This is a genomic window from Streptomyces sp. 12E, assembly GCF_055633275.1.
On the sequence record NZ_JBVNCJ010000001.1, the window covers coordinates 1 to 20,476 of the forward strand.

Consider the following 20,476-nt stretch of genomic DNA (forward strand, 5'->3'; position numbering starts at 1 on the left):
GTCTCCTTCGGGCTGCGCCCGAAGAAGCGAACCCCCGTGCTGCGCATGGGGGTTGCGCTCACGCTCCGCGTGAGCGCTGGCGCGCCAGCGAGTTGACGGGCCGTCCGCTGCGCTCCCGGCCCGGCGGGACTTCGTCCCACTTCTGGCCTGCGCTTCGCTCCGACCAGGGGTCGACGGGTCCGCTGCGCTCCCCCGCCTGACGGTCCTTCCGGCTGCGCCTCTAGGACCGTTGGGCCCGCTTTCGCGGGCCAGGCTGGCTGCGAGGATGGGGGTCGCTCGTTCGGGCTGGGTTCCGGTCAGCGCTACATCAGATTGATGCAGCATGTACAGTTGGTAGGAATAGGTGACAGCCCCAACCCTCTTTGGCTGGGGAATGATCACGGACGCGGGAAAAGGAAACGCCACGGCAGCGATACCGAGGCCGTCTGCCTGGCGCCGGACCTGGTCCCGGGCCACCTCCTGAGCACTCCACATACAGCACCTAACATCGGCATCCGGCCCACCACTTAGAGGGTGTCTCACGTGGTGAGTTTTGCGAGCTTCTTGTAGCAGGTCAGGGTCGCCGCGAGTCCGAGGAAGGCCAGGAAGTGGCTGCCCTTTCGCTCGTATCGGACGGTCAGGCGGCGGTAGCCGAAAAGCCACGAGATCGACCGTTCGATCTTCCAGCGGTGCCGGCCGAGCCGTTCGCTGGACTCGATGCCGGGCCTGGCGATGCGCGGGACGATGCCCCGCTCGCGCAGCCACTTCAGCCTGTCGGCGGAGTGGTACGCCTTGTCCGCGCGGAGTCTGCCGGGGCGGCGCCTTCGCGGACCGCGCCGGGAGCGGATGGCGGGGATGCCCAGGACCAGCGGCAGCAGCGCCTGGCTGCCATGGACGTTCGCGCCGGAGACGCCAAGAGCGAGAGGGAGGCCCTGGGCGTCGGACAGGACGTGGAGCTTGCTGCCCCTCTTGCCCCGGTCGACCGGATTGCGCCCGGTCAGCGATCCCCCCTTTTCGCGCGGACGGAGGCCGCGTCCACGATGGCCGAGGTCCAGTCCACCTCGCCGCGGACGCCGAGCTCGTCCAGAACAGCCTGGTGCAGCCGCCGCCACAGCCCGTCCCTGGTCCATGCGGAAAACCGGCGGTGCGCGGGGGCCGGCGAGACGCCGAACGTCTCCGGCAGATGCCGCCAGGCACAGCCGCTGGTCAGCACGTACACCACAGCCGTGAACACGGCCCGCTCATCAACCGGAGCCGTACCGCCTCCCTGCGGACGGGAAGCGAACGAAGGCAGCAACGGTGCGACGAGCGACCAGAGTTCGTCAGGAACCAACCGCTGCGACAAACCAACACCCATGGCAAAACATCATGCCGCATCAACCTCACACCACGTGAGACACCCTCTTAGACGTTGTTTCACTTGGTGAGTCGGCGGTGGGCGATGAGGGCTGCGGCTATGCCGACGAAGGCGAGGAAGTGTTCGGCCTTGCGTTCGTAGCGGCGGTGCAGGCAGCGGCAGCCGGCCAGCCAGGAGACCGTTCTTTCGACGACCCAGCGGTGTCGGCCCAGCCGGGTGGAAGACTCGATGCCCTTGCGGGCGATGCGGTGGCGGATGCGACGCTCGCGAAGCCATTTCCGCAGGTGGTCGTAGTCGTAGCCCTTGTCGGCGTGGAGCTTGGCAGGACGCCGGCGGCGCGGTCCGCGGCGGGAGCGGATGGGCGGAATCCCGCGCACGAGCGGCTGCAGGCCAAGGCTGTCGTGCATGTTCGCGCCGGAGATGCCCAGCGACAGCGGCACGCCGTTCCGGTCGGTGATGAGGTGGATTTTAGATCCGCTCTTGCCACGGTCGGTCGGATTCGGTCCGGTTGGAGGCCCCCTTTTGCCGCCCGGACGCTGACCGAATCGATCGCGCACCGCGACCAGTCCAGCTCGCCCCGCGCACCGAGTTCGTCGAGGACGACCCGGTGGAGCCTGGCCCACACCCTGGCCTGGCTCCACTGGGCGAAGCGCCGGTAGACGGTGGGCCAGGCCGGCCCGAACACCGGCGGCAGCCGCCGCCAGGTGCAGCCCGAGGTGGCCACGAAGATGATCGCTGCCAGGCATTCGCGGTCACCGGCCCGCCGTCGCCCGCCGCCCTGCGGACGTATGACCTCCGTCGGCGGGACCACCCGCCGAAACAGCGTCCACAACTCGTCCGGCACCAACCGCTCCACCAGATCCGCCATGCACTGCTCAACGAACGATCACGCCATCAGAAACAGCGTCTTATTGATCTTCGGGTCGTAGAGGTCAGGCTTGTCGACGCCGGTCTTCAGGTTGTCCGGGACGAGCCGGCGCGGGACGCCGCCGAAGTAGCGGAAGGCCGCGACGTGCGCTTCCGTCCATGAGTGCTGGTCCAGGTGCAGCACCGGCCGGACGAACATGTGCCGCGAGCACGGCAGCACCATCACGAACGCCCAGACCCGGTGGCGTTTCCCGGTCCGCGGATCGATCCACGGCCCGAGGAAGCCGTAGTCGATCTGGGCCTCCGAACCGGGCTCGATGTCCTCGCGCAACACGGTGACCTGCGACTTCGCCACCTCGTCCGGAAGCGTCGCGTGCACCCAGCGACGGAACGAGGAGATCGACACCTGCAGCTTGTGCTCGTCACGCAGCCGCTGGTGGATCGTCGAGACGGTCACCGTCCCGAGCAGGCTCTTGATGTAGTCGCGGTGCTGGTCGATGTCCGGCCAGGTCACCTGCCTGAGCCGTCTGTCGATGAGCCCGGGGAACCACTCCTTGATCAGCTTCGACCAGTCGGCCTCGCTCATCGGCGGACCGCCCGGGCTGATCCCGGCCGCTTCCGCCGGGGCCAGATACTTCCTGACCGTCTTGCGGTCCACCCCCAGCGACGCGGCCAGCTCGCTCTTCGAGCGGCCCGCGTACCAGTGGACGTAGATCTCGGTGATGTCGACCACGACGAACGTTCTCCTCGCCATCCGGGCTGCCCATCGGCCATCCGAACCACGGGACGAGGAACATGAGCAGCTCCGCGACGACCAGGTCCCTCGATCCCGACCTCCGCGCTACCCATGGCCAATTAGGAGAATTCGGGATGGGTAATTACGTGACGCTCAAACCGCCCAACCTGGGGAAAAACTTGAACGTCGACACACCCGGTTGGTGCGGGTCAACCACATCGTCGGGCGGCACCTGCGGAAGAAGAAGCGGACGACGATTGCGGACAGGACCGCGCCGCCCGCGCCGGACCTGGTGATGCGCGACTTCACCGCGGACACGCTGGACATCAGGTGGTGCGGCGACATCACTTACATAGCCGTCGGCGCGAAGTGGCTCTACCTCGCCACGGTGATCGACAGCTGCTCGAGGAAGGTGGTGGGCTGGTCGATCGCCGACCACATGCGCACCTCCCTGGTCACCGACGCGATCGAAATGGCTGTGGCCGCCCGCGGCGGCCGGGTCCACGGCGTCGTTTTCCACACCGACAGAGACGCCCAGTACAGCGCGGCCGCCTTCGCCGAGGTCTGCCGCCGGCACGGCATCCGCCGCAGCATGGACCGGGTCGGCTCGAGCTATGACAATGCCCTCGCCGAGTCGTTCTTCCAGGGCCTCAAAAGCGAATTGCTCCATGGCCGCCGCTGGACCTCGAAGGCCCAGACCCGGCTGGAGCTGTTCCGCTGGCTGTCGTACTACAACCGGCGCCGTCGACACTCCGCGCTCGGCTACCTCACACCAGCCGAGTTCGAACAGCAACTGATCACGTCACGTACGCTGTCACTCGTCGCATGAAACCCGGTGGCCACTCCCGGGGATCAACCTCATCATGCCGGTTGCCCCGGAGCCCCGTCCAAGTCCACGAAGCCGTGTTCGACCCGCGCCCGCTCGCTGCTCAACAGCCGGTTGACCGCGTTCGCTGAGGCGGACCCCCACCCACGTGGGGAAACAACCAGGCACGGGCCCCGTGCCGGGGTGGGGCAGTCAGTTATGCGGTGTGGTGAGGGTCTGATCGCTGTTCGCCCACGCTGTGTCGAATTGTTGGAGGGCGATGGTGTAGAGGAGGCCGGGGGCTCGTGCGTACAGGCAGGGCGAGTTCCTGCCGTGCGCGTTGTCGCTGTAGAAGGTGAGGTAGGCGACCTTGTCGGTGGCAATGACGCGGCATGTGTGGGGGAGGTTGTAGCTGTGCAGTTGGATGTTGCGTTGTGTGCGAGCAGCCCGGGCGAGGTAGTTGATGTTGGCTCGGACCTGGTTCCTGAGCAGGTCAGGGGTGAAGCCTGGGTCGAAGCGGGCGACGTCGTGGGAGCGGCGGTCGAGCCAGGAGTCGTGTGGTGTGTCCGGGTCGGGGAGCAGGATCTGGATGGATGCGGGCGCGAGGTCGCCAGACCACAGTGGGGCGAAGGCTTCGCGCGTGAGGATGTTGCCGCGTCCCGCCATGACTTTGACCCAGCGGGCCCGGACGAGGTCCTGGCTCATGTTCTGTTCTGCGGCGGCTTGGCGGCGGTAGACGCGGCGCAGTCCGGTGCCGGTGAACCGGGAGCAGACGGCGGTGAGCCACCACAGCGGGCGTGAGGCGCGCAGGAAGCTGAGGGCGAGCAGGAGGGCGCTCGTGACGAGGGAGCTGAGTATGCCGAGCAAGAAGGCGTTCATGCTGAGACTCCGGTGGTGGGAGTTGTCTCCTTAGGCGGTGCTCGCGGTGCGCGGAGCTGGGTCAGCAGAGGTAGGGCAGTAATTGGCTCAGGACGTGGGCGGCGTTTCTGGCGGCAAGTTCGTGGTGACGGTGGCCCTTCTCTTCGTCGGCGTTGTCGGAGACCCCGCGGATGACGACCCAGCCAGGGTTCTCTGTGCCGTGGACTGAGTTCTCCTGCCAGTACTGGCTGAGACCGCCGGCTTCCATATCCACGGCCAGGACCTTTTCGTGGTAAGTGGTGAGGTAGGTTCGAACGTCACTGGCTCGGTCGGCGATAACGGCTTCGCCGGACCCGATGACTCCGGGGTATACCTCGTACTGGTCGCTGGCGTGTTCGGTCATCTGGCCGTCGATGCGCGCTGGCGTCCCGTGGTCGGTGAAGTAGGCGTTCACGGCGTGAACGACCTGCGCGGGTGCTTGCCGGTGTTCACCGCGGCGGCGAGTGTCTCCCAGCGGGTTGATCTTGCGGCTTTCGTAGTAGACGACGTCGGTGGAGACGATGACGTTGCCGATACGGGCGTGGTCATCATGGATACCGCCTCCGATGCCGACGAGGGCCCACAGCCGGGGGTTGTAGTGGCGTCGGAGGTTTTCCAGGGCGGCCATGGTGGACCGCTGTCCCTGGCTTTGTGTCTGTGTGGCCACGACGCGTAAGGTGGCACCGGGGACATTGTGTTCGCCCTGGTAGAAATACAGGCCGTTTGGCATCTTGTGCCGGTGAAGCTTTAACTCGTCGATAACGGAGCGGAGTTCCTCACTGAGGATGGTGACGATCCCGAGGTCCCACCCGGCGTCCTCCTCGACGGCCGGCTCGGCGGAGCGCTGGGGCGCCGGGCCGGAGGCTTGAGCGTTCGCTCCGATCGCGATGTTGCTGAAGTGGTTGTTGCTGCCGTGGCTGATGATGCCTCGGTTGTTGGTCATGGGGCTGCTCCGTTGTCGGGCTGTGCGGGCTGGTTCGCAGCGACGCTGACATGAGCCGCCTCGCCTACTGCGTTGTTGGTGAAGCTGTTGTTGTCGCCGAAGTTGAAGATGCCGCTGTTGATGATTTTGAGTGCTCGGTCCTTGAAGACGGATGTGTCGACGTCCTTGCCCTGCAGGAAGTCACTGGCGGCGCTCAAAAGCCGCTGCTCTATGGTTTTCATCCGTCCGAGGATGTCGCTCTTCTCGAGCTGTACCTTGGTCCAGGCCTGCGACGATTCCTCTCGTATGCTGACGCGGCTGCCAATGAGGATGTTGCGGATCGGCGTCGTGGTGAGGTCGCAGGGCAGGACGGCGGCCTTTGCCAGCGCGTAGAGGTAACGGAAGATCCGCCATGAGTGCTGGATGTCGGAGGGAAGCGAGGCCAGTTCGTTGAAGGCCGCCCATATGACGGCTGCGCCGCCATGGTGGCCGAACTCTTCAGCTCGCTGGAAGGAGCGTGGTGTGTGCGCGAGCACGCATGCCGCAGTGGACAGGTTCAGGGTTCGTCCCTGCAAGCTGACGTGTAGCAGGACGGTCGCAACGAATTCGGCCCCGTCGGCGGCGGTCGTGACCTCAAGGAAGTGGTGCTGCTTCGATTCCGGAGTGTTGATGATGGAACGCAGTTCACTTCGGGTGAAGTGGTGCGGAAGCAGCGATCGGTCCACCGCGACATCCGTCTCGGCGACGTAGACGCGGTCCCGGACCTCTGCCGGCAGCCGGACGTCGCGGCTGTCGATGTTCAGTGGCAGGACGGCTTCGCGTAGGTGCTCGACGAGTTCGTGTGCCTGGAAAGGTGGCACCGAGTGCTCACGCTCGTGCAGCGGCTCATCGTCGGTGTCGGGCCGCAGCAACTGAATACTCATCGGCGGATTCCACTGGTAGACGAGCTCACCGGCTCCGATGAACGGTGACCGGTCACCGAAGAGCGTGAACCTGGTGAGGTCGTCATCCTCGTCGTCGCTGTGCCGGGGGCGGCGGTACACGGCGCACATGTGATGCTGCTGGCGGTCCGCTGCACGCTGTCGGCCCGACAGGCGGGCGGGACGCAGCGCAGGGGTACGCAGGATGCGGTTGAGGATCAGCTGGCGTGTGGCTCCCACGGCCAGGTAGACGAGTGTGATCGCCGCGGCCAGGAGGAGTGCCGTCAGCGCCTGCCGCGGATAGACCAGGGCGATGACCAGGACGGTCAGGGCCAGCCACAGCGCGGCCGTGGTGACCCGCCGGAAGGCGACTGCTTTGCCCGTCGTGACGCGCGGAAGGAGGAACCTGAGGAGGTAGCGGTGGGCCCGTAACGGGCCGCCTAAGCCACGGCGCCTGGACTTGTGGGCTGGCATCGGCTGGCGGTCGATTCCTTGAAGCAGTGTGGCGAGACGGAGCAGCAACAACAGGCCCAAGCCGCAGGCGATGAGGATGGCCGCGGGAACGGCTCCGGTGAGGACGGGTCCGACTACTGCAGCGAGGACCGTGGTACGAGGGAGCGCGCTGAGCGCGGCGGCGCGCCACGCGTGATGCATGACGGGGACGATGTCGAAGCCGTAGGACGGGGCGACCCTGCGGTGCGGCGCGGTGCAGACTTCGTCGATCACAAGGTCGCGGAAGCGTTCGTCCACATACACGCCGGCGCACAGATGGCGGGTGGCGGCCGTGGGTTCGAGCGCTGTCTCCTGTGCTGGTGGCGCGTGGGAAGTGGTCATGTCCTGCCCTCGGCTTCTACAGTTATGGTTGCTGTGACCATAAGTGTCGGCGGAGTTTAAGTCAATGAGACCTTTAGGGGTGCGGGTGGACGACTGGCTGAAAGATTCAGACGAGGTCGGACCCTCGTGGCTGACCGTGGACCTTGCGATCTTCACCCTCAGAGACCACCAGCTGATGGTGCTCCTGATCGAGCGCGGCCTGGACCCCTTCAACGGCATGTCCGCGATGCCCGGAGGCTACGTCCAGAAGAACGAGACCCTCCATGATGGAGCCCTGCGCGAGCTGGCCGAAGAGGCCGGTATCGACGGCAGCCGACTGCACCTGGAGCAGCTCGGCACCTACGCGGATCCCGGGCGTGACCCGAGAGGCAGAGTCGTGACCGTCGCCTACCTCGCACTGGGACCGGACCTGCCGACACCCGTCGGCGGGACTGATGCCGCACGCGCCTTCTGGGCCCCCGCCGCGCACCTGGAGGACGGCACGCTCCGCCTGGCATTCGACCATCAGGCGATTCTGAGCGAGGCGCTGGAAGAGGTCCGCAGGAAGCTCGAGTACACCGCTGTCGCCACGGCCTTCTGCAGGGAGACGTTCACACTCAGAGATCTCCGCACGGTGTACGAAGTGATCTGGGGCCAGCCATTGGATCCGAGCAACTTCCGCCGCAAGGTACTCAACACCACAGGATTCGTGCAGCCGACGGGAGATCAGTGGCTGCCCCCTACCGGGCGTCCGGCCGCCCTCTACCGCCGTGGACACGCATGGCTGCTCAACCCGCCCCTGCTGCGCGCTGCAACGTCCGGTCAGCGAGGCTGAGGCGGCTCCGGTCACGAGAGGCGATCAACCGTGGGATGCGCTCACCGGGCTGAGGGTGCACCGGCACCGCACGGCGGACTCCAAGGCCGAGCGGAATCGAGTCACCCGCGCCCGAGAACGTTGAACGCGGCAGCGGAGAACCAGGAGGTGAGCCACACCCCCACGCGTGTGGGGAGCACTCGGCCTCGATGTTGTCGACCGTGTACCGCGCCGGTCACCGGCACCCGTCTCTCAGCGCCGTTCCCGGGGCGGTACCCCGCGCGACCCCTTGCGGGTCAGTCGGACAGTGAGCGCCCGCAGGCTGTGGCGCGGGCCAGGACGGAGAAGACCGGCTCTCCGCCCCGCAGGCGCTGCTTGACGCGCATGCCGTCCAGGGTGATGTCCATCGGGGACACTGGGATGCCCGCCGTGAGGCAGCCCTGGGCGATCGCGGCGCCGTTGACGCCGACGGCACCGACCCATGCCTCCAGCTCCGCGGGCCACAGTCCCAGTCGGGTCCAGGCCCGCGCCAGGTCCCGCCGTTCGGACCGCCGCAGGTGTCCTGCACGGCGGCTGAGCACCTCGAAGGCGTAGTCCTCCGGCGCGCGCTGGTTCTCGCGTCGGTGTCCCCCTCCGAGCGCCGCCGGGACGCGGCGGCGCGGATGGTGCGCCGGCGGCTGCGGCCAGGTCGGCCGCCAGGTCCAGGCCCTCGCGGGCGGCGATGTCTTCAGCAGTGGCGCCTTGGCTTTATCGAGCAGTAGTGACGTCGCTTGTCGATGAGTTTGGGAGGCGCCCCGTTCCACGGGCGGGTGGTGTTGATGAGTTTGGGAGGCACCGGGTCTCTTGCCAGGGCAGCATCGGGATGCTCCTGGTGAAAGGTGCTGGTCATGCCGCAGTTGTCGAAGGTCGAGCTGTACGCGGCGATCCGGCGTGACCACCGCGGCGGCATGTCGATGCGGGAGCTCGAGCGCAAGCACGGCGTGACGTGGCGGACGGTTCGCAGGGCATTGGATTCGGCCTGGCCTGAGCCTCGGAAGAAGCTGCCGCCCCGGGCGACCGCTCTGGACCCGTACAAGCCGGTGATTGACGGCATCCTCCGCGGAGATCTGGATGCGCCGCGCAAGCAGCGGCACACCGTCACCCGCATCTTTCACCGCCTGGTCGACGAGCACGGGGCGGACGTCTCCTACGGGATGGTCCGCTACTACGTTGCCGCCCGGAAGCCGGAAATCCTGGTCGAGTCCGGCAAGGCCCCGCTGGAGGCGTTCGTCCCGCAGACCCACCAGCCCGGGCACGAGGCGGAAGTCGACTTCGGCGACGTGACGATCCGTCTCGCCGGCGAGCTGGTGACCTGCTACTTGTTCTCGTTCCACTTGTCGTATTCGGGCAAGGCCGTCCACCGGGTGTTCGCCTCCTGCGGCCAGGAAGCCTTCTTCGAAGGCCACGTCCACGCGCTGCGGACGCTGGGCGGGGTCCCGCGGAGCAAGGTCCGCTACGACAACCTCAAGGCCGCCGTCGCACGGGTACTGGGCCTCAGCCGGGCCAGGGTGGAGGCCGACCGGCGGATCGCCTTCAAGTCGCACTTCGGCATCGAGAGCTTCTACTGCCGTCCGGGCATCGAAGGCGCCCACGAGAAGGGCGGCGTCGAGGGACAGATCGGATTCTTCCGCCGCAACCACTTCGTTCCCGTCCCCGAGGTCTCTTCGCTCGCGGAGCTGAACGAGATGGTCGAACAGTGGGACCGGCAGGACGACGCACGCCGCATCGGCGCCCGGTCCAAGACCGTCGCCGAGTGCTTCGCACTCGAGCAGCCGCTGCTGATGCCGTTGCCCGAGGAGCCGTTCGAGACAGGGCGGCTGTTCACCCCGCGGGTCGACCGCTACGGCCAGATCCCGGTCCGCACCAACCGCTATTCGGTGCCGATCCGGCTGATCGGCAAACGGGTGCGGGTCGTCCTGCACGCCTCTCACCTGGTGGTTTACGACCAGAACGTGGAAGTGGCCCGGCACGAGAGGCTGATCGCCAAGGGCGCCGTCCGCCTGAAGCTGGATCACTACCTGGAGGTCCTGGTCCGCAAGCCCGGCGCGTTCCCCGGCTCCACCGCCCTGGAGCAAGCCCGCTCAGCGGGCAAGTTCACCCCCGTCCACGATGCCTGGTGGGCTCAGGCTCAGGAGGTCCACGGCGAGCGGGACGGCACCCGAGCCCTGATCGAGGTCCTGCTGCTGGGACGGCACCTGCCGCACGAGCACATCGTCGCCGGTCTGGCCGCAGCTCTGCGCGCCGGGGCGATGACCGCCGACGCAGTCGCCCTGGAGGCCCGCAAGGCCGCCCAGGCCGAGGCCGAACCCGACCTGGCAAGCCGGCCGCTGCCCGGCACATCGCCGACGAACGTGACGTCCCTGCACGAGTGGAAGCTGTCCCACCTCCCGCCGGACACCAGGCCCCTGCCGTCGGTGACCCCCTATGACCAGTTGCTCCGACGTCGTCGCGCCAGCGGCGGTGACCACCCAGAGGGAGAAGCGCAGTGACTCTGCCCCGCCAGCGTGGTTTGACCGAGCAGGCCGCCGACGCCGCCATCGACACCGCCTGCCGCATGCTGCGGCTGCCGTCGATCCGCAACGAGTTCACCGAGATCGCCGACCGGGCGATGAAGGACCAGATGACCTACCGCGGCTTCCTCGCCGAGCTGCTGATGGCCGAGTGCGACGACCGGGCCCGGCGCCGTTCGGAACGACGGATCAAGGCGGCCGGCTTTCCGCGGGAGAAGTCCCTGCGGGCATTCGACTTCGACGCCAACCCCAACATCGACCCGGCCACCATCCACACGCTCGCCAGCTGCGAGTGGATCAAGAAGAGCCAGCCTCTCTGCTTGATTGGCGACTCCGGCACCGGCAAGTCCCACATGCTCATCGCCCTGGGCACCGAGGCCGCGATGAAGGGCTACCGCGTCCGCTACACGCTGGCCACCAAGCTCGTGAACGAGCTGGTCGAAGCTGCCGACGAGAAGCAGCTGAACAAGACCATTGCCCGCTACGGACGCGTCGACCTCCTCTGCATCGACGAGCTCGGCTACATGGAACTCGACCGGCACGGAGCCGAACTCCTCTTCCAAGTTTTGACCGAACGCGAGGAAAAGAACAGCGTCGCCATCGCCTCCAACGAGTCCTTCGGCGGCTGGACCAAGACCTTCACCGACCCCCGCCTCTGCGCGGCCATCGTCGACCGCCTCACCTTCAACGGCACCATCATCGAAACCGGCACCGACTCCTACCGCCTCGCCAGCACCCGAGCACGAACCGAGGAGCCCGCCAAGGCCGGCTGACCGCTGCCGCTACCTACCTCGATGTGCAGCCGCCCTGGCAGGCGGCTGCACATCTCGTCTCAAACTGTCTCAGCTGATCTGATCCGAAGCTGCGCGTCGGTCGGCTTCCTGAGCTGCATGCTCCAGCCGGTTCCGATGGTTCTCCCACCACGCCGAGTCGCCGGGCGCCATGCTGTCGTTGCCCTTGTTCATCCCCACGGCACCATCCATGAGCTCCCGAATGATGTCGGCGTGACCGGCGTGCCGGTGCGTGTCAGCGATCACGCGCACCACGGCGTGGTGCAACGTCACCTCGTCCTTACCGCTGGGCCACCACGGCACCTTGCCGATCGTGTCCAGCGCCAGCGCGTCGAGCGTCGCGTCCGCGTGGGCCCACGCTCGGCGGTAGAGCTCAACGATGTACTCGCGTGGCTCGTCGGCGGTAACCCACATATCCGCGTTGGGCTCGGCACCGTCTTCTAGCCAGAGCAGCGGTTCACCGGACGGCCGTCCGAAGGTGTCGCCGAGATAGCCCAGCTCCACGCTCGCCGCGTGCTTCACCAGGCCGAGAAGGTTGGTGCCGGTCGGCGTCGACGGACGACGGAGGTCGTACTCCGAGAGCCCTTCGAGCTTCCATAGCAGGGCATCACGGGCGGACTGCAGATAAAAGTGAAGATCAGCCTTGGGATCTGATGCGGTCATGGGGCAAGTCTGCCGGGCGCATGATCTGTGTCCACGACTGGCGGCGAACCAGATCGCCTCACGCAACGAGCGAACAGGACATGCGCCGTCGTTTCTCCTCAACATTCGCGAGCCGCTTGGTCAGCAACTGCCTCCGCAACCCACCGACAAACGCTGTTCCTAGACATCAACGAAGCCAGTCCAGCACGGTCCCGTCGGCGTCCACCGCCCGCCACAGGTACTTGTGCTCTCCGTTGATTCTCACGAAGACCTCGTCCAGGTGCCATTTGCCCCCCGGGCGAAAACGTCGGCGGCGCAGTGCGTTGGCGTAGGACTGCCCGAACTTCAGGCACCACCGCCGGATGGTCTCGTGGAAGACGAGCACATCGCGCTTCGGCATCAACTCCTCGACCTCGCGGAAGCCGAGCGGGAAACGGTGGTACAGCCACACGCAGTACGCGATGATCTCCACCGGGTACCGGTGACCCTTGTGCAACGGCGGCGCGGACGACACGAGCGATCCCCTCCCCGGCACGATCAACTTCAAGATCATCTCAGGCCGGTCAACCAACGTGACAATGCCCCGACGAGAGAATCCAGCCAGGTGCCGCTATCGATGCTGGCGAACGGTCGCATTCGACGGCTGCAGCTCCACCAAGGCGCCTGACCGGGCGTGTCAACGCTTCAGCCTCCCCTGGCACTGCAGCGACTTCGCCGCCGCGGCCGGGCGAGCACTGGCCGTGATGGCGTCCAAGGTCGAGGATGCGGGCCTGTTGTGGGAGGCAGGCGCCGCCCTGGGCGGTGACATGCCGCTGATTCCACTCGTCGAGACGGCCCTCGGAGTGCGTCTCTGCCGGGTATCGAGCGTCGTAGGCCCTGCGTTCGGCAGCGTGGACCCGACGGCGCAGCTCCACGTGGACCACCACTCCAGAGAAGTCCTGCGTCACGCGTGCTCGGAACTGGTGATCGCCGCCGCGGCTGCGGGGTGTGGCGCCCCGTGGGCGGGGTCACCACCACGCTCAACTGCGCGGACACCCTCGACACCGACCTGCGGCATGCGGTGACGCTCGGCTTCACCGGCAAACTCTGCGTCCATCCCCGCCAGGTCACCACCGTCAACGACGCGTTCACCCCGTCGCCCTACTTGGCCACCTGGGCCCAGTCCGTTCTCCAGGCCGGCCAGGACGGATCCGCGACATCACATGCTGGGGAGATGATCGACCGGCCTGTACTCCTGCGGGCCGAGGCGATCCTTGCCAGGGTCACCGGACTCGGCTGACCGCGATGACGCCAGCACCCGGGTGGTGGACTCACTGGACGCCGGCTCGAACGTGCTCCGCAGTGTGTCGGTACGGCTCCACGGCGAGGACGGCCAGTTTGGCGTCGTCGGCACATGGCGGACCTGGGCCTCAGAGACCTCGGCGACGTCGTCGGCCGGCCCCAGCCTCCTGGCATCCAGAATCTGACGCCGCGAGGTCCGCCCCGACTCCAGAGTACTGAACTTGATTGGGTGATGTCGGTGCTGTTCGCCTGACAGCCGGCCGTCAGTACCGGTAGCCCTGGGGTGTGAGATATGCGCAAGGCGGTGGTCTGACCGACGCGGGGAGGGCCGCAAGGGAACGGGTACGGCAGCAGGCCGTGGAGCGTTTTCAGGTGGGACAGAAGAACGCGGAGGTTGCTGACGCGCTGCGGGTGAGCGAGCGGTCAGTGGAGCGGTGGCGCCGGGCATGGCGCGAACTTGGGGAGGCCGGGGTCCTGTCAAAGGGCTCCCCGGGGCGGTCCCGGCTCAATGATGCACAAATCGCGCGGCTGGAAAGTGAGTTGGAGCGTGGTCCGCTGGCCCATGGCTGGGCAGACCAACGGTGGACGCTCGCGCGGATCAAGACGCTGATCAGCCGGCTGTTCCACGTTTCCTACACGGTTGAGGGCACCTGGCGGCTGATGAAGCGGCACGGCTGGAGCTGGCAGCAGCCCGCCCGGCGGGCAATTGAACGGGACGACTCAGCGGTCGAGGTGTGGAAGAAGGAGACCTGGCCGCGGGTAAGAGCATCGCGGCGGAGCGCGGGGCCTGGATCGTTTTCGAGGACGAAGCCGGCCAGTCGATGACTCCGCCGCGCGCCAGGACCTGGGGCCGGATCGGCCGGACGCCCGTCGTTCGGGTCAGGAGGCGGGGCTCGGGACGGGTGTCGATGGCAGGCATGGCCTGCTACAAGCCGGGTCAGCGGTCCCGGCTCATTTACGCGATCCGCGAGTACCAGGGCCGCAAGGATGAGCCGAAGGGCTTCGGTTGGCGGGACTTCCGCGACCTGGTCGTCCGCGCCCGCATCCAGCTCGGCGGCCCAATCGTGCTGGTCTGGGACAACGTCCGCCTCCACCTGACCGCAGGCATGAAGGAGTTCATCGACGCAAACGCCGAGTGGCTGACTGTGTTCCAGCTGCCGGCCTACGCTCCCGATCTGAATCCGCAGGAAGGCATCTGGTCGCTGGTCAAGCGCGACATCGGTAACCTCGCCGCCGCCGACCTCGGCCAGATCACCCGGGCGGTGAAACACCGACTCAAGCAGATCCAGTACCGCCCGCAGCTGGTCGACGGTTGCCTCGCCGGCACCGGCCTGAGCTTCGATCCGGCCCGCTGACGGATGCGGTGGTCTTTATGCCCGTCGCTGGCGGCGGCAGGTGTGGCAGCATCACCGCCATGTCTTTGCTGACCTGGGACTACGACGGTGATCCGTACTGCGCTCTCACCACCGAGACTGGTGCGGGTGAGGGCCGGACCACCCATTTCGAGCTCAGCGAGGCCCGCATGGTTCCGGGCAGAGCCCCTGCCATGCCTGCTTCACCAGCTCCCGGACCGGCAGCCGTGACAGTGGTTGCCTACGCCCCCGAGGAGGAGAAGCCGGCAGAGGTCTTCTTCGACGAGACGCAGACACTGCCGTTCGCCGTCTTGCAGCACTTCGTGGCGATCATCGCCTCACGGTTGGCAAGCACGGGATCGTAGAGCAGCCGTCCTGCGGCACAGCAAGCCCTTGAGCCGACATCACGAGTTCAAGTTCAGTAGTGACGAACAAGTAGGGCCAGCCGGGCCGGAGGCTTTGGACCATAAGGCCAGCCATGCCTGAAAAAGATGCGACGGTACAGGACCAAACGCCCAGTCAGAAAGCGGGTTGGGAGCCGTCTTTGCTGTGCCGAGCTACGAGTTCGTCCTCGATTCGCCGCAGCGTGGCGTTGACGATCTTGATCGTAGCGGGGTCATCGACGATGCCGCGAAGAGTTCGGTCCCAATGGTCGCGTAGGAACTGGAGATTCTGGTTGGCCTTCTCGGTGGGGTACAGGCGCACACCTCGAGCGTTGCGGTCGTCTATGACGCGGTTCACAAGGCCTCGCTTCTCCAAGCCGCGCAGTACACGACTGAAGTTGCTCGATGGAAGTAGCGCTGCTTCCGCCGCCGCCCGGGCAGAGGCGCCAGGGTTGCGATTGATGAACCGCATGACACTGATCTCAATCGGCGTGCACGGCTCGAAGGCAGGGTCAGTCGGGGGTCGCAGCTGCCGACTCACAGCGAAGATCAGGTCGGCCAGCTCATGCAAGCTCGATGCGTGGACATCATCTCTCATGACGCGAGGGTCTCCTATCAAGTAACAGCTATCACCTGATAGGATACAAGGGATGGCGGTCGCTCGGCTGCAGATCGCGACCGCGCTGCATGCAGCCATTCCCTACTCGCACATGAGGATACTTCCCATGGACATCAACGGATCCGTAGTGCTCGTGACTGGAGCGTCATCGGGCATCGGAGCTGCTACTGCACGGGCCGCTTCTGAGGCCGGCGCGCGGGTAGCGCTCATCGCCCGCCGCGAGGAGCACATCCGGCGGCTTGCCCTGGAACTTGGCCAGTCCGTAGCCATAGCTGTTCCCTGCGACGTGACCGACCGGACGCAAGTCCAGAAAGCCGTGCAGGCAACGGTCCAGAAGTTTGGACAAATCGACGCCCTCGTGAACAGCGCAGGTCAAGGGCTCCAGGCCGGCATCGACGCTATCGATCTCGACGACTTCCGAAGTATCCTCGAGCTCAATCTCGTCGCACCCTTGATGATGACGCAGGCGGTCCTTCCGCATATGCGTAAGCAGGCAGCCGGAGCCATCGTAAACGTGGGCTCTGGCATTGTCTGGTCCACGCTGCCCGGGTCCGGCGCGTACTCCGCTTCCAAGGCCGCCCTGCAAAAGCTCACGGCCATCGCCCGCGCGGAGCTCGCAGGCGAAGGCATCACCGTGTCAATGATGTTCCCCTCGATCACCGAGACCGAGTTCGTCGGAACGGTCCGCGGTGACGTCGAAGGGGCACGTCGGATGGAAACCGCCAGCGGGTTGGTGCCACACTCACCCAAGGACGTCGCCGATGCCATCATTGGTCTGCTCAAGAGTGGTGCCGCGCAGGCCGACTTGCTCCCGGAGAAGTTCGGCGGCACGCTCAAAAACTGACATGCGAGACATACCTGGCCACTAAATTCTTCTCGGTAACGCTTCGTGACGCGTTGTGATTTTCGTTCAGGTGGTGCGGCCGTGTTCGAGCTGGAGCAGGACGAGGGCGGCGCGGGCGATCCGGGTGATGGCCGCGGGTTCGAGGCTGACCCGGCGTAGGGCCTTGGAGGTGACCTTCAGCAGGGCGTTGGCGCGTTCGGCGACGGCGTGGACGCTTCGGATCACGGCGTTGAACGCCTTTCCATGCTCGGCGAGTTCACTGCCCCTGGGCTTCTTGACCGGGTGCCGGAAGTTGCCTCCGGTGTTCTCGTAGCCGAGGTCGGTCAGGGTGGGGATGCCCAGGGTGGCGGCGAGCCGGTTCAGGGCATCGACCAGGCCGTGGGCGCGGGCGCAGGTGGTGTCGTGCTCGCGGCCCGGGCGGACCGGAGAGATCCAGATCGGCCAGCCGTCCGGGGCGGAGATGACCTGTACGTTCCCGCCGTGGTGCTTGTGTCTGCCGGACCACCACAGGTCGGTGCCGTTGGGGCCGGGGGCGGCAACGCGGTCGGTGCGGATCGCGGTGCCGTCGAGGTTGAGGTGGGTGTAGCCAGCCACGACGGCTCGCTCCAGGGCGGTGGCCAGGTCGGGCGCGTGGTCAGCGAGCACGGTCAGCCCTTCGTGGAGGTAGCGGTAGGAGGTCGGTGTGGAGACGCCGTTGTCGCGGGCGAGTTGAGTGACGCGGGTTCCGTCGACAAACCAGCGCAGGATGAGCACCGCCTGCTTGAAAGGGCCCAGGGGGCGGGTGTTGTTGCGGGTGCCGAGCCGCCCGCGGTGCTGTTGGAGGAGCCGGGCGAGGAACTCGGCGGTGGTCCTGCCGACGTCGAGGACGGCGGTGCAGGTGACACCGGAGGGCACGTGAAGCCTTTGGCCTTACGGAACTTGATCTTCGCAGATCCGTTCCGGCCAGGGGCTTCACGTGCATCCGACGCCAGGTCACCACTCTGGGCCCCAGCGACCGCCCACGGTCACGCACCGCGACCATCATGTTCCCGAGAAGGACCCAACGGTCTCGCGGCGCTGTCGAATCGGCGCCGCCCGCCTGAACTTCACCGTGTGACCGCGTTGCTCACACGATGAAGGGCGCTCCGCCTCCGCGGGCGCGCTGTTCCGTGCTCAGGGGCTGGGTCCGGGGGTCATTCCGGGTTGTCGATTTTCCGGTAGAAAGCGAGGAGGGCGTTCGTGAGCCGTTCGGGTGCTTCCATCGCCGCGTAGTGGCCGATGCCGTCGAGCGATGCGGAACTTACGTCCTTGGCGACCTGGCGTAGCGTCGCCGGCGTGAAGTCTCCCGATCCGCCGCCGATGGCGAGCACGGGCATGGTGAGCTGTTTGGAGGCCAGTTCTCGGATTTCCTCGCCTTCGCGGAGCATCGACCGGTAGAGCCCGGCCGCACCCTTGAACGCGTCGGGTCGCGTGTATTGATCAGAAACTCATGGGGTTCTCGTCCAGGACGTAGCGGACGTGTGGGCCGCCGAAGTAGCCGCGGACGATGTGTGGCTGGCGTTGGCGTCTGCGGAAGAAGCGGCGAGTCTCTGCGGCGAGTTCGGCCTGGTCCCGAGCTCGGTGCTGCTTGGGCAGGCTGTGTTTGAGGTCGGCGTTGACCAGCTCGTCGGGGTTCAGCTCGGGCGAGTACGGGGGCAGAAAGTGCAGCTCGACAGCCTCGGGGTGGGCAGCGAGCCAGTCCCGGACCTTCTTCGAGCGGTGCGCGGAGTGCCCGTCGACCACGAGATGGACCTTGTGGTCGAAGTGACCGGCCAGCCGGTCCAGGAAGCGGCACATCACCTCGGCGGTGAAGGACTCGGTGAAGACCATGAAGTGCATCCGGCCTTGGTGCTGATCGCCGACATCGCGTTCACCGAGAACCGGTTCCCGCTCCGCCGCACCACGGGCGTCCTGCCCTTCTCGCCCCAGGTGCGGCCGGTGACCTGGTCGGATCGGATGCCGACCTGGTCGGCGAAGAGGATCTCACCGCCTTCGGCCTTCGCGCGGATTTTCGGCCAGGTCTCCTGGTGCCAGCGGCGCACGGACTCCGGGTCCTGCTCGACGGCCCGTTTGCCCGGGCGCTGGAAGGACAGCCCCCACCGCCTCAGGTACTTGCCCACCCCCGGTTCGGTCAGCCGCACCCGGTATAGCTTCACGATCAGCTCGCCCACCAGCCGCCGCGTCCACAGCTGCCCGCTCAGCCCCACGTCACAGGGGCGGTGATCGGGGACCGCCTGCCGCACCGCTTCCTGCTCGGTCTCGCCGAGGACCTGGTGCACCCCGACCGGCTTGCCCCGCGGCCGCATGACCAGCGCCTCCCGGCCGCCGGCCTGCCACTTCGCCCACCACTTGTCGACCGCCTTCAGCGACACCCCGAAGACCGCCGCCACGTCCTCACGGTCCCGCCCCGCCACCAACGCGGCCACCGCCCGCAGCCGCAGGGCCTCCTGCGCCGACGGCGACAGATGCCGCGCGTCCCCCACCAGATCGCTCACACACCACCAACGACCCAGAACCCAAACCGTTTCGGATCAATAGGAGCGGGTGAGCTCGTCGATGTCCTGGTCGGTGAACGCGTCAGGGGTGGCGCTGAGGGAGGGCAGGGCGTATTCGGAGAGGAATGCGCGCTCTCGTCCGGCGAGCAGCATCTCCGGGATGCCGGGGGCGGCGAGGGCGCCGATGTGCCAGGCGCCGCCGTGGGTGACGTCCGCGAGCATTTCCAGGCCGAACCCGGGCAGGCCGGTCTCGATCGCCGTATAGCTGCGCACCAGGTCGGGGTGTGCGGCCGCGACACGGAATGTGGTGGGACCGCTGATGTCCTGGCCCGTCAGGTGAACGGGGCCGAGGTCGAGCAGGGCGATCAGTTCGCTCAGGTCCCGGGCCGCGGTCGCGCTGTCGTGCTCTTCGGTGGCGGTGGCGGAGTCGCCGAAACCGCGCAGGTCGGGAGCGAACACGCGGTGGTGCGCGCTGAGCAGGGGGATCAGCTTGTGGAAGACCCACCAGGTCTCCGGGAAGCCGTGGACCAGCATGACGGGGGATCCGGCGGTTCCCGCCGAGACGTAGTGGAGCTCCGTGCCGTTGAGGCCGGCGCGGTGGTGTTCGAGGGCCGGAAGGGTGGCGCCGGGGGTCGTGGGGGCCATTGGTTTCCTCCGCTTGATCGACAACTTGGTTGCCAGCCTATGGATAGGCAACCGGGTTGTCGACTCTGGCGGGATTCTCGTACCATGCGTCTCATGACACGGTCACCAGGCGCCGAGCTTGCGCTGCTGCTGCTCGGCGGCTTCCAGTCGATGGTGGACGAGGTAGTCGGCGAGCTGGCGAGCCGCGGACACGAAGGCGTGCGCGCATCCCACGAGTTCGCCCTGCGCGCCATCGGGGAGGGAGCGGACACGGCCACGGAGCTCGGCCGCCGGTTGTCGGTGTCCAAGCAGGCCGCCGCCAAGACGATCGCCGCCCTCGAGCGACTCGGATACGTCGAGCGGGAGACCGACCCGAGCGACGCACGCGTCAAGCGACTTCGCGTCACGGCCCGCGGCCACGACATGATGACCCTCGGCGCGACGCTCTTCACCGAGGTGCGCGACCGCTGGGCGGCGCAGATCGGAGCCGAGCAGCTCGACGCCCTCGAAGCGCACTTGGCCCAGCTCACCAAGAACCGGCCGGCGGACGCGGAGGGCCTCGCACGACTCGGCGGGGATCTCGGTGAGGCGGCCTGACGACGCGCCGCCCGTGATTTTGCCGACGCCGAACTGCGAATGTCCGAGCTGCTCGTCGACGTCGCCGAACGCATCGTCGTTCCGGTCACCGCGGCTGCCCGGTCCGGAGGTCGGCAAGCCGTGCGAGGGCACCTTCGCCCTGGAGGCTGTGCCGCTCGAAAAGTCATCGTT

General features: G+C 67.0%; 20 protein-coding genes and 3 pseudogenes. 9 read left to right on the forward strand and 14 right to left on the reverse strand.

Going from position 1 to position 20,476, the window contains the following annotated elements; all coding sequences use genetic code 11:
• Nucleotides 1-518: 518 nt before the first annotated feature.
• From ACZ8ZB_RS00005 to ACZ8ZB_RS00015, 3 genes are all read right to left on the reverse strand, one after another.
• Nucleotides 519-1,336 (reverse strand): IS5 family transposase gene (locus tag ACZ8ZB_RS00005; RefSeq protein WP_470735649.1). Its coding sequence is split into 2 segments (ribosomal slippage): nucleotides 519-986 and nucleotides 989-1,336, totalling 816 coding nucleotides; the frame shifts between segments, so codons are not numbered across the junction.
• Nucleotides 1,337-1,395: 59 nt separating this feature from the next.
• A protein-coding gene (locus tag ACZ8ZB_RS00010; protein ID WP_470735650.1) for an IS5 family transposase occupies nucleotides 1,396-2,204 on the reverse strand; the annotation gives its coding sequence in 2 pieces (ribosomal slippage) (nucleotides 1,396-1,845 and nucleotides 1,848-2,204; 807 coding nt in all).
• A gap of 18 nt (nucleotides 2,205-2,222) precedes the next feature.
• Complete coding sequence (locus ACZ8ZB_RS00015) at nucleotides 2,223-2,936, reverse strand: transposase (RefSeq protein WP_470735651.1); 714 nt, start codon at nucleotides 2,934-2,936, stop codon at nucleotides 2,223-2,225.
• Nucleotides 2,937-3,114: 178 nt separating this feature from the next.
• On the opposite strand from ACZ8ZB_RS00015, the pseudogene ACZ8ZB_RS00020 reads away from it, so the two are divergent.
• Nucleotides 3,115-3,768: pseudogene (locus tag ACZ8ZB_RS00020) on the forward strand (IS3 family transposase); the annotation flags it as partial.
• Between the two features lie 189 nt (nucleotides 3,769-3,957).
• Here ACZ8ZB_RS00020 and ACZ8ZB_RS00025 read toward each other — a convergent pair.
• From ACZ8ZB_RS00025 to ACZ8ZB_RS00035, 3 genes are all read right to left on the reverse strand, one after another.
• On the reverse strand, nucleotides 3,958-4,623 hold the full coding sequence (locus ACZ8ZB_RS00025) for a hypothetical protein (protein WP_470735652.1): 666 nt from the start codon (nucleotides 4,621-4,623) through the stop codon (nucleotides 3,958-3,960).
• A gap of 61 nt (nucleotides 4,624-4,684) precedes the next feature.
• The gene (locus ACZ8ZB_RS00030; RefSeq protein ID WP_470735653.1) at nucleotides 4,685-5,584 is read right to left on the reverse strand and encodes a 5'-methylthioadenosine/S-adenosylhomocysteine nucleosidase family protein; all 900 of its coding nucleotides are present in this window, start codon (nucleotides 5,582-5,584) and stop codon (nucleotides 4,685-4,687) included.
• A complete protein-coding gene (locus ACZ8ZB_RS00035) occupies nucleotides 5,581-7,317 on the reverse strand; it encodes a hypothetical protein (RefSeq protein WP_470735654.1) in 1,737 nt (578 codons plus the stop codon). Before ACZ8ZB_RS00035 ends, ACZ8ZB_RS00030 begins: the two co-directional genes overlap by 4 nt.
• 85 nt (nucleotides 7,318-7,402) lie before the next feature.
• Here ACZ8ZB_RS00035 and ACZ8ZB_RS00040 point away from each other — a divergent pair, with 85 nt between their 5' ends.
• Nucleotides 7,403-8,131 carry an NUDIX hydrolase gene (locus ACZ8ZB_RS00040; RefSeq protein WP_470735655.1) on the forward strand — a complete coding sequence of 243 codons (729 nt, stop codon included), beginning with the start codon at nucleotides 7,403-7,405 and terminating at the stop codon, nucleotides 8,129-8,131.
• A 275-nt stretch (nucleotides 8,132-8,406) separates the two neighbouring features.
• On the opposite strand, the gene ACZ8ZB_RS00045 is transcribed toward ACZ8ZB_RS00040, so the two are convergent.
• Nucleotides 8,407-8,913 (reverse strand): hypothetical protein, encoded by a 507-nt coding sequence (locus ACZ8ZB_RS00045; RefSeq protein ID WP_470735656.1) that lies wholly within the window; start codon nucleotides 8,911-8,913, stop codon nucleotides 8,407-8,409.
• A gap of 84 nt (nucleotides 8,914-8,997) precedes the next feature.
• Between ACZ8ZB_RS00045 and istA the strand changes: the two genes are divergently transcribed.
• Together istA and istB are read left to right on the forward strand one after the other, a co-directional pair.
• Entirely contained in the window at nucleotides 8,998-10,638 is a 1,641-nt protein-coding gene (gene istA, locus ACZ8ZB_RS00050) for an IS21 family transposase (protein WP_470735657.1), read from the forward strand.
• Nucleotides 10,635-11,432 (forward strand): IS21-like element helper ATPase IstB, encoded by a 798-nt coding sequence (gene istB, locus ACZ8ZB_RS00055; RefSeq protein ID WP_470735658.1) that lies wholly within the window; start codon nucleotides 10,635-10,637, stop codon nucleotides 11,430-11,432. The genes istA and istB overlap by 4 nt, the downstream gene beginning before the upstream one ends.
• Before the next feature lie 69 nt (nucleotides 11,433-11,501).
• On the opposite strand, the gene ACZ8ZB_RS00060 is transcribed toward istB, so the two are convergent.
• Nucleotides 11,502-12,113: a DinB family protein gene (locus ACZ8ZB_RS00060; RefSeq protein ID WP_470735659.1), complete on the reverse strand. Its 612-nt coding sequence runs from the start codon at nucleotides 12,111-12,113 to the stop codon at nucleotides 11,502-11,504.
• A 172-nt stretch (nucleotides 12,114-12,285) separates the two neighbouring features.
• Nucleotides 12,286-12,645 (reverse strand): annotated as a pseudogene (locus ACZ8ZB_RS00065) (IS6 family transposase); the annotation flags it as partial.
• A gap of 444 nt (nucleotides 12,646-13,089) precedes the next feature.
• Between ACZ8ZB_RS00065 and ACZ8ZB_RS00070 the strand changes: the two are divergent.
• From ACZ8ZB_RS00070 to ACZ8ZB_RS00080, 3 genes are all read left to right on the forward strand, one after another.
• Nucleotides 13,090-13,371: a hypothetical protein gene (locus tag ACZ8ZB_RS00070; RefSeq protein WP_470735660.1), complete on the forward strand. Its 282-nt coding sequence runs from the start codon at nucleotides 13,090-13,092 to the stop codon at nucleotides 13,369-13,371.
• Nucleotides 13,372-13,658: 287 nt separating this feature from the next.
• A protein-coding gene (locus tag ACZ8ZB_RS00075; RefSeq protein WP_470735661.1) for an IS630 family transposase occupies nucleotides 13,659-14,728 on the forward strand; the annotation gives its coding sequence in 2 pieces (ribosomal slippage) (nucleotides 13,659-14,105 and nucleotides 14,108-14,728; 1,068 coding nt in all).
• 59 nt (nucleotides 14,729-14,787) lie between these two features.
• Nucleotides 14,788-15,090 (forward strand): hypothetical protein, encoded by a 303-nt coding sequence (locus tag ACZ8ZB_RS00080; RefSeq protein ID WP_470735662.1) that lies wholly within the window; start codon nucleotides 14,788-14,790, stop codon nucleotides 15,088-15,090.
• Nucleotides 15,091-15,244: 154 nt separating this feature from the next.
• Here the strand turns inward: ACZ8ZB_RS00080 and ACZ8ZB_RS00085 are convergent, their stop codons facing one another.
• The gene (locus ACZ8ZB_RS00085; protein WP_470735663.1) at nucleotides 15,245-15,706 is read right to left on the reverse strand and encodes a MarR family winged helix-turn-helix transcriptional regulator; all 462 of its coding nucleotides are present in this window, start codon (nucleotides 15,704-15,706) and stop codon (nucleotides 15,245-15,247) included.
• A gap of 52 nt (nucleotides 15,707-15,758) precedes the next feature.
• On the opposite strand from ACZ8ZB_RS00085, the gene ACZ8ZB_RS00090 reads away from it, so the two are divergent.
• On the forward strand, nucleotides 15,759-16,571 hold the full coding sequence (locus ACZ8ZB_RS00090; protein ID WP_470735664.1) for an SDR family oxidoreductase: 813 nt from the start codon (nucleotides 15,759-15,761) through the stop codon (nucleotides 16,569-16,571).
• 66 nt (nucleotides 16,572-16,637) lie between these two features.
• Here ACZ8ZB_RS00090 and ACZ8ZB_RS00095 read toward each other — a convergent pair whose 3' ends face one another.
• The 4 genes and pseudogenes from ACZ8ZB_RS00095 to ACZ8ZB_RS00110 form a co-directional block, all read right to left on the reverse strand.
• On the reverse strand, nucleotides 16,638-17,465 hold the full coding sequence (locus ACZ8ZB_RS00095) for an HARBI1 family protein (RefSeq protein WP_470735665.1): 828 nt from the start codon (nucleotides 17,463-17,465) through the stop codon (nucleotides 16,638-16,640).
• 278 nt (nucleotides 17,466-17,743) lie between these two features.
• A complete protein-coding gene (locus ACZ8ZB_RS00100; RefSeq protein ID WP_470735666.1) occupies nucleotides 17,744-17,977 on the reverse strand; it encodes an alpha/beta fold hydrolase in 234 nt (77 codons plus the stop codon).
• A 52-nt stretch (nucleotides 17,978-18,029) separates the two neighbouring features.
• Nucleotides 18,030-19,084, reverse strand: a pseudogene (locus tag ACZ8ZB_RS00105) (IS630 family transposase).
• Nucleotides 19,085-19,120: 36 nt separating this feature from the next.
• Nucleotides 19,121-19,729 (reverse strand): alpha/beta fold hydrolase, encoded by a 609-nt coding sequence (locus tag ACZ8ZB_RS00110; RefSeq protein WP_470735667.1) that lies wholly within the window; start codon nucleotides 19,727-19,729, stop codon nucleotides 19,121-19,123.
• 93 nt (nucleotides 19,730-19,822) lie between these two features.
• Between ACZ8ZB_RS00110 and ACZ8ZB_RS00115 the strand changes: the two genes are divergently transcribed.
• Entirely contained in the window at nucleotides 19,823-20,305 is a 483-nt protein-coding gene (locus ACZ8ZB_RS00115) for a MarR family winged helix-turn-helix transcriptional regulator (protein WP_470735668.1), read from the forward strand.
• The last annotated feature ends 171 nt before the right edge of the window (nucleotides 20,306-20,476 follow it).